At 51.6% G+C, this 13,487-nt stretch carries 12 protein-coding genes and 1 pseudogene; 4 read left to right on the plus strand and 9 right to left on the minus strand.

The window, feature by feature from the left end:
* Window positions 1-50 precede the first annotated feature (50 nt).
* From menE to RTW80_RS01495, 8 genes are all read right to left on the minus strand, one after another.
* The gene (gene menE / locus RTW80_RS01460; RefSeq protein WP_000577556.1) at window positions 51-1,406 is read right to left on the minus strand and encodes an o-succinylbenzoate--CoA ligase; all 1,356 of its coding nucleotides are present in this window, start codon (window positions 1,404-1,406) and stop codon (window positions 51-53) included.
* On the minus strand, window positions 1,403-2,365 hold the full coding sequence (gene menC / locus RTW80_RS01465) for an o-succinylbenzoate synthase (protein WP_001255609.1): 963 nt from the start codon (window positions 2,363-2,365) through the stop codon (window positions 1,403-1,405). The genes menE and menC overlap by 4 nt, the downstream gene beginning before the upstream one ends.
* A complete protein-coding gene (gene menB, locus RTW80_RS01470; RefSeq protein WP_000639996.1) occupies window positions 2,365-3,222 on the minus strand; it encodes a 1,4-dihydroxy-2-naphthoyl-CoA synthase in 858 nt (285 codons plus the stop codon). The genes menC and menB overlap by 1 nt, the downstream gene beginning before the upstream one ends.
* A 14-nt stretch (window positions 3,223-3,236) precedes the next feature.
* Window positions 3,237-3,995, minus strand: coding sequence for a 2-succinyl-6-hydroxy-2,4-cyclohexadiene-1-carboxylate synthase (gene menH / locus RTW80_RS01475; protein WP_000600496.1), 759 nt, complete (start codon window positions 3,993-3,995; stop codon window positions 3,237-3,239).
* Window positions 3,992-5,662, minus strand: coding sequence for a 2-succinyl-5-enolpyruvyl-6-hydroxy-3-cyclohexene-1-carboxylic-acid synthase (gene menD / locus RTW80_RS01480; protein ID WP_001297082.1), 1,671 nt, complete (start codon window positions 5,660-5,662; stop codon window positions 3,992-3,994). Before menD ends, menH begins: the two co-directional genes overlap by 4 nt.
* An 88-nt stretch (window positions 5,663-5,750) precedes the next feature.
* Window positions 5,751-7,046: an isochorismate synthase MenF gene (menF, locus tag RTW80_RS01485; RefSeq protein WP_001191399.1), complete on the minus strand. Its 1,296-nt coding sequence runs from the start codon at window positions 7,044-7,046 to the stop codon at window positions 5,751-5,753.
* Between the two features lie 78 nt (window positions 7,047-7,124).
* Entirely contained in the window at window positions 7,125-7,430 is a 306-nt protein-coding gene (gene elaB / locus RTW80_RS01490) for a stress response protein ElaB (protein WP_000070621.1), read from the minus strand.
* 54 nt (window positions 7,431-7,484) lie between these two features.
* Complete coding sequence (locus tag RTW80_RS01495) at window positions 7,485-7,946, minus strand: GNAT family N-acetyltransferase (RefSeq protein WP_000574091.1); 462 nt, start codon at window positions 7,944-7,946, stop codon at window positions 7,485-7,487.
* A 64-nt stretch (window positions 7,947-8,010) separates the two neighbouring features.
* Here RTW80_RS01495 and rbn point away from each other — a divergent pair, with 64 nt between their 5' ends.
* From rbn to RTW80_RS01515, 4 genes and pseudogenes are all read left to right on the plus strand, one after another.
* A complete protein-coding gene (gene rbn, locus RTW80_RS01500) occupies window positions 8,011-8,928 on the plus strand; it encodes a ribonuclease BN (protein WP_001300687.1) in 918 nt (305 codons plus the stop codon).
* 187 nt (window positions 8,929-9,115) lie between these two features.
* Window positions 9,116-10,336 (plus strand): deubiquitinase ElaD, encoded by a 1,221-nt coding sequence (elaD, locus tag RTW80_RS01505; RefSeq protein WP_096925951.1) that lies wholly within the window; start codon window positions 9,116-9,118, stop codon window positions 10,334-10,336.
* 384 nt (window positions 10,337-10,720) lie between these two features.
* A pseudogene (locus RTW80_RS01510) lies at window positions 10,721-11,353 on the plus strand (hypothetical protein).
* A gap of 102 nt (window positions 11,354-11,455) precedes the next feature.
* Entirely contained in the window at window positions 11,456-11,959 is a 504-nt protein-coding gene (locus RTW80_RS01515) for a YfbM family protein (protein ID WP_000525365.1), read from the plus strand.
* A gap of 66 nt (window positions 11,960-12,025) precedes the next feature.
* Here the strand turns inward: RTW80_RS01515 and nuoN are convergent, their stop codons facing one another.
* Window positions 12,026-13,483 carry an NADH-quinone oxidoreductase subunit NuoN gene (gene nuoN / locus RTW80_RS01520; RefSeq protein WP_000156701.1) on the minus strand — a complete coding sequence of 486 codons (1,458 nt, stop codon included), beginning with the start codon at window positions 13,481-13,483 and terminating at the stop codon, window positions 12,026-12,028.
* Window positions 13,484-13,487 lie beyond the last annotated feature (4 nt).

The following is a 13,487-nucleotide window of genomic DNA, read 5'->3' on the forward strand; positions in this document are numbered from 1 at the left end:
TTATCAACGGCAATGGAATGGCAGAAATGAGAAGTGAAACGGAGGGTTAATTATTGCTGACGTTGCACCCACTCTTTTAGCGCCTGACGTGAAATTTTAATACCGCCGTTTTTCAGCTCCGGCGGTAAAGTCAGCCAGCGCACCGGTTGTTGAAAACGAGCCAGCTTATCTTTCACCCATTCGCCAAGATCAACGGTTTGCTGGTCATACTCCACCACCGCTACCGGCCGATGACCAAACTCCTTGTCGGCAACGGGAACGATAAACACCTGCAAAACCGCAGGATGTGCAGCAATAACACGCTCGACTTCTTCCGGCTGAATACCCTCACCGCCACTGAAGAACAGATTGTCTAAACGTCCGACAATGGTCAGCTTGCCATTATGCATCTCACCGCGATCGCGCGTAGCGTACCAGCCTTCGTCATTAACCAGTGAAACCAGTTGCCCGTTACGCCAGTAACCTTCTGCCATACTGGCAGCCCGCAGCCACACTTCATTATTAACGATTTTCACTTCCCGACCCGGCAGCGGCGAACCAACGTCTGCCAGGCCGTCGGCTTCTTTCGCACACACCGTGGAGGCAAACTCGGTCAGACCATAGCCGCAAAAGCAACGAATCCCCTGCTCGCGCGCCTGTTCCGTCAACTCGACCGGGATAGCCGCGCCGCCAAGTAACACCGCTTTCAGGGAAACGGAACTGCGGTTAACCAGCAAACGCCAGAGTTGTGTTGGCACCAGTGAAGCGTGAGTACAGCCTGCCAGCATTTGCTCCAATGGCTGTTTATCACGCACCGTCATCCGCGCACCAGCGTATAACCAGCGCCACATAATTCCCTGACCGGAGACGTGAAACAGCGGTAAAGAGAGCAACCAGTCATCGTGATCGCCAAACGGAATCAACGATAACACCCCTTCGGCACTGGCAAGATGGGCCTGATAAGTATGGACAGCGGCTTTCGGCAACCCGGTAGAACCCGAGGTCAACGTCATTGAGCACAGACGCGTCGGCTGCCACGTAGCGGCATGTGCGCCTTCAACCCGCTGAATGTGCAGCGACGTTAACGCCGGAAACGTGTTTTCCCCATCCGGCACCAGCGCAAATTGCAGCGTCAGATTGGGCAGCAATTCTTCAAGCAACGGTTGCGGCAGCTGAGGGTTCACGGGCAACACCCGCGCCCCGCATTGCAGTAACGCCAGCCAGGCGAGCAGCGTTTGCGGCGTATTCCACGCCCGCAACATCACGCCGCTGCCCTCAACAACGCCCTGCGCCGCAAAGCCTGAGGCTAATTCATCGACGCGAGCACAAAGCTCGCGCCAGTTAAGTTGCTCGTCATTAAGACGTAAGGCGATGGCTTCTCCCCGCACTTGCCGCCAGTGACGCCACGGCCAGTCAGAGAAGATCATAACAACCGCTCCAGTGCATCAACTTCCACGACAGGCAGCGTGCTACCCGGCCAGCGACGTACCTGCTGCGCCTGCATCAGATCCAGCGTGTCCAGCCCTGGAATGGTGTCCGGCGTTAACCAGGCGGCAATCCGCGCCAGTTGCGTTAAGCCTAAGCTCGATTCAATGGAAGAACTGATCACCGCCGTCAGCCCCAGCGCGTGCGCCGCCTGTACCTGCTCGCGTACTTTCTCCAGACTGCCCGTGAGCGTGGGTTTGATAACTACCGCGCGCACGCCCTCTTCAGCCACAAAGGCAAAATCCGGCTCGCGCAGGCTTTCATCCCAGGCAATGGCAATGCCGGTTTCACGGGCAAACGCTCGCGAATCATCGCGGGTTTTGCACGGCTCTTCGAGAAACGCGATGCGGTGGCGATAATCCGGGTTAACATATTTGGCAAACTGCTGGCCTTTCAGCGGTGTCCAGGCGCGATTTGCGTCAAGACGCAAATGCAGATCCGGAATTGCCTCCAGCAACAGATTAACCACCATGCCGTCGCGCACGGCTTCGTACAATCCCACTTTGACCTTCGCCACTTTCTCGCCTGGCATATCAGCAAGTTTGAGGATCAGATCGTCAGGATCGCCATTACACAGTGGTGCCGCACGGTAATTGGCCGCCTGCGGGAGCGTATCTGCCAGCTCCGCCAATGCACAGCTTACGCCAAAGGCAACGGAAGGCATCTGCGGTAGCTCGCAATCGCCTGCCAGCCAGTTATTTACCCAGGCAAGCAGCACGCTTTGCGCCTCTTCCCAGGTTTCCTGGCTGAAGCCCGGCAGTGGGGAGATCTCCCCCCACCCTTCGCGCTCGCCCTCACGCAGGCAAACGTACAGCCCGTCGCGGGTTTTTAACCGCCTGTCGCGCAGAACCACCCCCGCGTCCATGGGGATCTGCCAGCGGTATACCTGCGCGCTACGCATTACGGATTCCGTTTAAATTTGCTGAAATCAGGCTGACGTTTCTGGTTGAAAGCGTTGCGACCTTCCTGACCTTCTTCCGTCATGTAGAACAGCATGGTGGCGTTGCCCGCCAGCTCCTGCAGCCCCGCCTGCCCGTCACAGTCGGCGTTCAGCGCAGCTTTCAGGCAGCGCAGCGCCATCGGGCTGTTTTGCAGCATTTCGCGGCACCAACGGACGGTTTCTTTTTCCAGATCCGCCAGCGGTACCACGGTGTTGACAAGGCCCATATCCAGCGCCTGTTTTGCGTCGTACTGACGGCACAGGAACCAGATTTCTCGCGCTTTTTTCTGCCCGACGATACGAGCCATGTAGGAAGCGCCCCAGCCGCCGTCGAAGGAACCGACTTTCGGGCCAGTCTGACCGAAGATGGCATTATCTGCTGCGATAGTCAGGTCGCACATCATGTGCAGAACGTGACCACCGCCGATGGAGTAGCCAGCCACCATCGCGACAACCGGTTTCGGACAGGTACGGATCTGACGCTGGAAGTCCAGCACGTTCAAGTGATGTACGCCGGAATCATCTTTATAGCCGCCGTAATCACCACGCACTTTCTGGTCACCACCGGAGCAGAACGCTTTATCGCCTGCGCCAGTCAGAATGATCACGCCGATATTGTCGTCATAACGCGCATCTGCCAGTGCCTGGATCATCTCTTTTACCGTCAGAGGACGGAAGGCATTGCGCACCTGCGGACGATTAATGGTGATTTTTGCGATACCGTCGGTGGATTTTTCATAACGAATGTCCTCGAAACCTTCGGAGCAGTCGTGCCATTCAACCGGTGCGTAAAGCATTGCTTCATCAGGATAAATCATATTGTGTCCTTTAGTCAGAAACGCAAGATCTGCGCCAGACTTGCGATAACGCCAGCGGGATTTTCCCGATGCGCGTTATGTCCGGCGCGAGGAATGACATGGCAGTCGGCAGCCAGTTCCGCCGCCAGGGCGCGGAATTTGCTGTCACGTTCACCACATAAATAATAAAACGCAAATGTGCGGGCGCTAAGGTTAGCACGTAAATCAGGCTGGACGGCGAGAGAAGTCGCCTCCAGCATGGCGGCAAGGGTTGCGCCATTATTGTTGCTGCGCAGCGCCACCAGCTCCCGGCGTTGATCGTCATTGAGCGAGGCAAAAACAGGCTGTTGATACCAGTCGGCAAATACCGCCGTTAACGGTTCTGTGCGAAAACGCTGCGCCCATTGGCGATCGGAACGCTGACGTTCCGCACGTTGTTCAGCATTTTGCAGCCCCGGATGCCCGCCTTCGACAATAACCCCACAAAGCCCCGCCAGCCCCTGGCAAGCCGCCATCATCGCCACCCGTCCGCCAAGCGAGTACCCCACCAGCCAAAAGTCAAGGATGTTGTAACTAACCAAGGTTTTACGCAGTAAGTCGGTGACATCATCAAATCCATCGACGCTAATCGCCGCCGAACCACCATGACCTGGGAGATCAACATACAACCGTGAGTAGTCGGCAAACGCCTCGCCCACTTCTTGCCATTCGTGGCAATCGCCGGAAAAACCGTGCAAAAACACCAGCCAGGGTAAACCTGGTTTTCCGTGTTTTGCCTGCGCGTGCAGGATCATAAATGGCTTACCTGCGCCAGAAGTTGCTGGAGCGTTTGCGCACCATCGGTGTCGTTAACCACCATTTCAATCACCGTGGTGGTTGGCGTGCGCCAGGCGTCGGCAAATGCCGTTTCAAGTTCCTGCCAGTTTTGCGGACGATGATATTTCAGCTCGAACATCGCGGCGGCGTGCTCAAAATGGACGTTTTGCGGCATCAGATAGAAACGCTCACGCTCGCTTTGCGGCGTTGGCAACAGCGAGAAAATTTGCCCGCCGTTGTTGTTCACCACAATTAATACCAGCGGCGCAGAAACCTGACGCAATAACGCCAGCGCGTTGAGATCGTAAAGTGCGGAGAGATCGCCCACAATCGCCAGCGTCGGTTTGCCGCTTGCCCGCTGAACGCCTGCGGCGGTCGAAAGCAGTCCGTCGATACCGCTGGCCCCTCGGTTGCTGTACACCGGGTAACCTGCCGGAAGTTGCGAAAGCGCATCAATCAGACGTACCACCAGGCTGTTACCAACAAACAATTGCCCCTGTTCAGGCAGATAGTCGCAGATGCGATGCGCCAGTTGCGCTTCGCCAAACGCATCACGGCGGGCAATAACCGCCTGCATTGCCTGTTCCGCCAGGCGCGGGATTTCAACGCACCAGGGCTGGCGTTTTTCTGCCGGATGCAGCTCCAGCCAGTCGGCAATATTGGCAATTAAGCGACGTCCGCGATGGTGTGCCGGATCAAGTCGCCCTTCAATGTCATCAACAATCCAGTACTCTTCTGGTTCACAGCTTGCCTGCCATTGCAGGAGCCGTTTGCCCGTCAGGCTGCTTCCCAGTTGCACCACAATTTGCGCCTGCTGCAGCTCGCTGGTCGCTTTGGCATTGCCTAACCAAAGATCGGCACACGGCAGCGGCTGCCCGGTTTGTGACAGCACATCGCCAATCAGCGGCCAGCCAAGAGTTTGCGCCCACAGGGCAACTTTTTTGCCCTCTTCCGCACTCATGCGCCCGGCAACCACCACGCCGCGCTTTTGTCGCCAGAAGAACCAGTCGCGCTGTTTTTCACTTTCCAGACGAGGCGCTTCACGCAGCCACGGTTTGTCGTCCTGCCACCAGTCACCCAGACGCTGTTGCCAGCTAAGCCCGGTATCGTCCATTTCGCCATACAGCGGTTCAGCAAACGGGCAGTTGATATGGACTCCCCCCGCATGAAGCGTACCGAGAGCGTGGTCGATGGTAGAAACCAGCCAACGTGCGGGGATATCCCGGGTCGGGCGCGGCAATGAAATACTGTGCGTGGGGTGAGAGGCGAACATTCCCGGCTGGCGAATTGCCTGATTCGCGCCGCAGTCAATTAGCTCCGGCGGGCGATCGGCGGTTAACAGGATCAGTTTTTCTCCGGTTAACCCAGCTTCAATCAGTGCCGGATAGAGATTTGCTACCGCCGTGCCGGAGGTCACAATCACCGCCACCGGCTGCTTGCTGACTTTCGCCAGCCCCAGCGCCAGATGTCCCAGTCCACGCTCATCGAAATGGGTGTGGTGAATGAATGTGGAATTCTCCGCCGCCGCTAACGTTAACGGTGTAGAACGCGAGCCAGGGGCGATACAGATGTGTCTGACGCCGTGACGCGTTAATGCTTCCAGAATGACCGCCGCCCAGCGTCGGTTAAATGCGCTTACTGACATGAGTTTGTCCGGTATCAATATTGCGGCTAAGTATAAGGAGCTACAAAAATAGATTATTGATATGAATCGGTAATGATGCGACTCATTACTATTCCATCTGTAATAAAGTACGCAGCCCTGCCGCTTTGTTGTCGATTTCCTGCCACTCTTGCTCGGGGTCGGAACCACGGACAATGCCCGCGCCAGCATATAATCGCACGACATTGCCGCTAATTTTTGCTGAGCGCAGGGAAACGCAGAATTCGCTTTGTTGTAATGAGAGATAGCCCGCAGAACCGGCGTACCATTCTCGGGTGAACGGTTCGTGACGGGCGATAAACTGTCGCGCCAGATCGCGCGGTAAGCCAGCAACTGCTGCCGTTGGCTGCAACTGATGTAAACAGATCACATCATCCGCTTTGTTGAGTGAAGTCCAGATACAGCGGCGAAGATGCTGCACTTTACGCAGACGCAGTACCTGCGGCGGTAAAACATCCAGCGTCTGGGTATCGGCCTGTAATCGTTGGCAGATATCTTCCACCACCAGCATGTTCTCGCGCTGGTTTTTATCATCCGCCATCAGCCACTCTCCTAACTGCTGCGCCTGCTTATCATCAGGATTATTTGCTACTGTTCCCGCCAGCGCTTCAGTACGCAGCGCTTTGTCACGCCGCCGCCATAACCGTTCCGGTGAAGAGCCAAGAAAAGCATTTTCGCCATCAAAGGCCATGTAAAAATGGTAGCAATTCAGATTCAGTCGACGACTGGCAGCCATCATCGCCGCCGCGTTGACCGGACTTGCGAAATGCAGGTCAGTTGCCCGAGCGAGCACCACTTTGTCGAGCTCACCTTCGGCGATGGTTTTCGTTGCCAGTTCGATTAATTGCGTCCAGCCCGTTTTGTCCGGCCAGTGTTGTTCTCGCGTGGTGGTTAAATGTAACCCAGGCAAGGGCTTGATACTCACCAGTGTGGCGATAAATTCTTTTGCCTGAATCGCATCGTGCTGAAGGGAGCTTTCGCTGAATAGCGTCAGCCGCAGCGTGGCTTTACCGCCACAGCGTCGCCATTCCAGGCGGGGTAAAAGTAAATTGCCCTGCGACGGGTCAAAAGCATTCAGCCCCCAAATGCGTAAGTCGGCGTGTTCCGGGTGCTGGCGAAGAAAACGTTGTGCCTGGTCCAACGACGTAAAACGGGTAATCGCGCCCAGGACGGCAGCTTCTTCATCACCATTACGTTGTTGCCAGTAGAATTGCGGGTACGTTTGCTGACTGGCCAGCCAGCTCAAGGCATCAAAAGCGTCTTTGAGAGGGAAAGGAATATCGATAACCCGAATGCCGGGTGTCGCCGGAATCTCTTGCGACAAATGGCGCAGTAGATTTTCCAGCGCCGTAGTAAGTGATTGCACGCGGACCTCTCCCTGTTAAAAGCCTCACATTATACGGGGTACTACAAAAAAAATGCAGTACCCCGGTGTAGGGAGGTTTTAACGGCGTGCCAGCAACAGTCCTAGTACCAGCCCAACGGCCGCGCCCACACCAATTCCTTGCCAGGGTTTTTCGTGGACGTAGTCATCAGCACGATAAACTGCCTGCTTCGCCCGATAGTAATAACTGTCTGAAGCCTGGCTAACCCGTTTTTTCACATCATCCAGCGCTTTTTCTGCACGCGCTTTCAGCTCAACATATTTCTGATCGGCGGGATCGCCAGAGGAGCGGAGCACCTCTTCCAGTGTTTCACTAAGCAGCGTCAGGTCGTCATCGATACGTGTATCACCAAACTGATTAGACATTCTCGTTCTCCATTTGCGTAAAACCTGTCACTAACTATAGACAAGGGTTGTTGATTACGCCTGAATTACCTCGCGTGCCATCCCAATGTGTGGGATACCATCTTCTTCATAGACCTCCGTCACAGGGATAAAACCGAAACTCTGGTAGAAGTTTTGCAGATGCGCCTGCGCCCCGAGGTAAACAGGCTTATCAGGCCAGTGATGCGTACATGTTTCGAGTGTTTTACTCATCAGCTGCTGCCCCACTTTTTCGCCACGCAACGCTTCACTGACAATCACCCGACCTATAACGACCGGCTCAAGATCATCATCACTTTTCAGAATCCTCGCATACGCCACCAGTTCATCATTTTTCCAACCGAGAATATGGCGATTATCCCCCGTCAAATCATCACCATCGATATCCTGATAAGGGCAATTCTGCTCGACAACAAACACCGCGCAACGCAGTTGTAATAAGGCATAAAGCTGGGAAACCGATAATTCAGAGTGATGCAGATCTTGCCATTCAATCATAATGCTCTCCTTTTAGATGTATGCCTTATACTAGCCGGAATATTTTTTGAAACGTGATGAACTCATGGAATTAATTTTTTTAGGTACTTCAGCCGGTGTGCCAACCCGCACGCGCAATGTCACGGCAATATTGCTTAACCTGCAACATCCGACCCAGAGCGGACTTTGGTTGTTTGACTGCGGTGAAGGCACCCAGCATCAGCTACTGCATACCGCCTTTAACCCTGGAAAACTGGACAAGATTTTTATCAGTCACCTTCATGGCGATCATCTTTTTGGTTTACCCGGCTTGCTGTGCAGTCGTTCTATGTCAGGCATTATCCAACCCTTAACGATTTATGGTCCGCAAGGTATCCGTGAATTTGTGGAAACCGCGCTGCGGATTAGCGGCTCATGGACCGATTATCCGCTGGAAATTGTCGAAATTGGCGCTGGCGAAATTCTCGATGATGGCCTGCGCAAAGTAACCGCTTATCCGCTGGAACACCCACTGGAATGTTATGGCTATCGTATTGAAGAACATGATAAACCGGGTGCATTAAATGCCCAGGCATTAAAAGCTGCTGGCGTGCCGCCTGGCCCACTGTTTCAGGAATTAAAAGCGGGCAAAACAATCACGCTGGAAGATGGAAGGCAGATTAACGGCGCAGATTACTTAGCTGCTCCAGTGCCAGGTAAAGCGCTCGCTATTTTCGGCGATACCGGCCCCTGCGATGCCGCACTTGACCTGGCTAAAGGTGTCGATGTCATGGTGCACGAAGCGACGCTGGATATAACCATGGAAGCCAAAGCCAATAGTCGCGGCCATAGCTCTACACGCCAGGCTGCGACACTAGCCCGTGAGGCTGGAGTCGGTAAGCTAATCATTACCCACGTCAGCTCGCGCTATGATGACAAAGGTTGTCAGCACCTGTTACGTGAATGCAGGTCAATTTTCCCGGCGACTGAACTAGCGAATGATTTCACCGTGTTTAACGTTTAACTCTGCTTATTATTAAAAACAGGGCGAAACTTGCCCTGTTATCGCAACCCGCGCTACATATATCCACCCACACGGGCATATTGAGCGATTTTTGATATTTATTCATCTCCTCACGCACTATATTCAGAGCAATAAGTTGCCTCTATTTATCTTGATTCAGCACAACCTTTGCAACTAAAAGGAGCCCATGATGGTTACAGTTGTCAGCAATTATTGTCAATTATCTCAAACGCAACTCAGTCAGACATTTGCAGAAAAATTTACTGTGACCGAGGAATTACTGCAGTCTTTAAAAAAAACAGCGTTATCCGGAGATGAAGAAAGCATTGAGTTACTGCATAATATTGCGTTAGGCTATGATGAATTTGGAAAAAAAGCTGAAGATATTCTTTACCATATTGTTAGAAACCCAACAAATGAGCCCCTATCGATTATCCGACTTATCAAAAATGCTTGTTTAAAATTATATAATTTGGCACATGCCGCAACCAACTCCCCCCTTAAACCAGCTGGTCCGGATAATTCAGAGGATCTCCTGTTCAAAAAGCTATTCTCCCCTTCGAAATTAATGACAATTATCGGTGATGAAATTCCTCTTATATCTGAAAAACAGTCGCTTTCGAAGGTGCTTTTAAATGATGAGAATAATGAACTGAGTGATGGTACAAACTTCTGGGATAAAAATCGTCAATTAACCACAGATGAAATAGATTGCTATCTTCAGAAGATCGCCGCTAATGCAAAAAATACTGAAGTCAATTATCCTACTGGTCTCTACGTCCCCTACTCCACCAGAACTCACCTGGAAGACGCTCTCAATGAAAATATTAAGAGCGATCCATCATGGCCGAAAGCAGTCCAGTTATTCCCCATAAATACTGGCGGACACTGGATATTAGTTTCGCTACAGAAAATAGTAAATGAAAAAAATAATACACAACAAATAAAATGCGTCATATTCAACTCATTGCGCGCACTAGGCCATGATAAAGAAAATTCACTTAAGCGTGTCATTAATAGTTTTAATTCTGAATTCATGGGAGAAATGTCGAATAATAATATAAAAGTTCATTTAACTGAACCCGAGATAATATTTTTACATGCCGATCTTCAGCAATATTTAAGCCAAAGTTGCGGTGCATTTGTGTGCATGGCAGCCCAGGAAGTGATTGAACAAAGGGAAAGCAATTCTGACAGCGCCCCCTATACGTTATTAAAAAACTATGCTGACAGATTTAAAAAATATTCAGCAGAAGAGCAGTACGAAATTGATTTTCAACATAGACTGGTAAACAGAAATTGTTATTTAGATAAATATGGCGATGCACGAATCAATGCTTCTTATACACAATTAGAAATAAAACACTCACAACCCCAAAATAGAGCATCCGGCAAAAGAGTGAGTTAACATCATTGTTAATTAATTCGACCAGTCAGCAAATATGCTGACTGGTCGAACATAGTTTGCTAAACAGTCATCACTGACTGATGTCAGTCACACCATCCGCCAGTTCAATCTTCGGGTATTTCCAGCGTATCTCGGCACGCGATTGCTGGTCTGTTGATGTAGTGGATTGTTGTTGCTGACTTTTCTTACCCTCAGAGTTCTGCCCCCTGTCAACTCAATCTGCCAATAAATAACATAATTATATTTTTCCTTATATGAATTCCTTTTTAAAATAGCGAAGCCACTGTAAAAGATACTTTTTGTATAGATCTAACAACCGTAATAAAACAAACACTCATAACTCATTATAAATAATGATAAAATAACGTCTTTTATTGATAATTTATATATGAAAAAAATCCTTTTGTTATATTATTTCTGATTTCACTCCCTCTGATTATTTTTACCAACCCTGGGTCACTGCATTATCGCCAACGCCCCGACACGTCAGTCCTGAGCAATTAGAAAAAACAGTTCGTTATCTTACACAAACTGTGCATCCACGTAATGCCGACAATATTGATAATCTGAATAGGTCCGTAGAGTATATAAAAGAGTTCTTTGTCAGTAGCGGTGCCAGAGTTACCGCGCAGGGCGTCCCCGATTGGCTATTACGACTCTGCGCCTGGTAGCCAGGATTACCCTTACCCGCAATGTCCTGGCTTTATCCCGATCGGGGGGACTTTATTGCCTGGTCGGCAGAATACAGGATATCAACGCCGTTCGTCAGGTAAAAACGGCATTGTTATCATCCCGGGATTTATCTGTTTATTCTATGAATGCCCCATGGTTTATTCCCGGTATTGATTTCTCTGACCACCTGAATTATTGGCAACACGATATTCCCGCCGTAATGATTACTGACACCGCTTTTTATCGTAATAAACAATACCACTTGCCCGGTGATACAGCAGACAGATTGAATTATCAGAAAATGGCTCAGATGGCGTTATAACCTTGTTACACAACAGTAAATAATAAAAATTTCTCGAGGCGGGTCCAGAAACAGCGACATGTACATTTTATTTTCCCTCGTCTGTTTTAAGATGCGAAACATAAAATTCAATGGAGGAAAAATAAATGGGAATGATTGGTTATTTTGCAGAAATTGACTCAGAAAAGATTAACCAACTGCTTGAGTCTACTGAAAAACCTTTGATGGATAATATACATGACACGCTTTCAGGATTACGCCGACTGGATATTGATAAACGCTGGGATTTTTTACACTTTGGGCTGACAGGCACCTCTGCTTTTGATCCCGCGAAGAATGATCCGCTGAGTCGTGCCGTGCTTGGTGAACACAGCCTCGAAGATGGCATAGATGGCTTCCTGGGATTGACCTGGAATCAGGAGTTAGCCGCGACAATCGACCGACTGGAATCACTGGATCGAAGTGAGCTGCGTAAACAGTTTTCCATTAAGCGACTCAATGAAATGGAGATTTATCCGGGAGTGACCTTTTCAGAAGAGTTAGAGGGGCAACTCTTTGCTTCGATCATGCTTGATATGGAAAAGCTGATTAGCGCGTATCGACGTATGCTGCGACAAGGGAATCATGCGCTGACGGTTATTGTTGGGTGATGGTGTCAGGGCACCAAAAAAAACCGCCGAACATGTCGGCGGCTTTCTGACTTACAAACTGATAGCTTACATCAGCGGCATTGCTAACCGCACAATGCTAATCAGCGGTTGTGGCCATACACCCAGCACCAGTACCAACAGTGCAGAGATCAGCACCACGATACCGCCTGCGCTGTACTGCCAGTTTGACGGTGCATCGCGACCCGGTTGTTCCGGGGCGTGCAGGTACAGGCTCACCGCCACGCGCAGGTAGTAGTAAAGGCCGATTGCCGAACCGACAACCACGGCGCCCACCAGCCACCACAAGTGTGCCTGGACACCGACCGCCAGCACGTAGAACTTACCAATAAAGCCCAGCGTCATCGGAATACCGGCCAGAGACAGCATCATCACCGTCATCACCGCCGCGAGGATCGGGCGATGCCAGAACAGACCGCGGTAAGAGAACAGGGAATCAGCATCCGGGCCACGGTACGGGCTGGACATCAGGCTGACCACGCCGAACGCGCCGAGGCTGCTGAACAGATAACCGGCCAGGTAAACTCCTACCGCTTCCATCGACATCTCGCCCGTTTGCAGCGCAATCAGCGCCACCAGCAGATAGCCGAGGTGAGAGATAGATGAGTAACCGAGCAGACGTTTGATATTGGTCTGGCTCAGCGCCATCAGGTTACCGAAGATGATAGAGGCAAAGGCGATAATCGCCAGCACTACCCGAATCGCTTCGCTGTCACCCACCGGTGCGTAGAGGAACAGACGCATCACCACACCGAAGATAGCGATTTTGCTCGCCGTCGCCAGGAAAGTGGAAACCGGCGCAGGCGCGCCCTGGTATACGTCTGGCGTCCACAGGTGGAACGGCACCAGAGAGAGTTTGAAGCCGAGGCCAACAATCATCAGTCCGAAACCTGCCAGCAACAGCGGCTCGTTGAGCATACCGTCGCCGAGGTTTTTACCCAGCGCGACAAACGACAGGTCGCCAGACTGTGCATACACCAGCGCCATACCAAACAGCAGGAAAGAAGACGCTGCGGCAGAAAGGATGGTGTATTTGATACTGGCTTCCAGCGAACGTTTCTGGCGGAAAGCGTAACCGACCAGGCCAAACAGCGGCAAAGAGATCAGTTCAATACCGAGGAACAAAGACGCCAGATGGTTGGCATTCGCCAGCAGGATCCCGCCCAGCGCGGCAATTAACACCAACAGGTAGAACTCATCCTTGTTGTCGTTATAGCCTTCAAGCCACGGGTAGGCGAAAGTACAGGTGGCGAGGCTCGCCAACAATACCAGCCCGGTGTAAAGCATGGCGAAACCATCAACGCGCATCAGCGGCGTAACGTCCATAGCGCCCGCCTGGCCGACAAACCAGAGCGAAACCAGCGCCGCGTTAAGCCCAATAACCGAGAGCGTAGCGTTGAGGAAATGATTGCGTCGCCACGCAATGGAGAGCATCACAACCACCACCGTCAAGCCGACGATCAGCAACGGTAGCAGTGCGATCAGGTTTTGTGGAGTTATTGTCATGGCG

Origin of the sequence: Escherichia sp. AM3, assembly GCF_032029835.1 — a bacterium.
GTDB lineage: Bacteria > Pseudomonadota > Gammaproteobacteria > Enterobacterales > Enterobacteriaceae > Escherichia > Escherichia coli.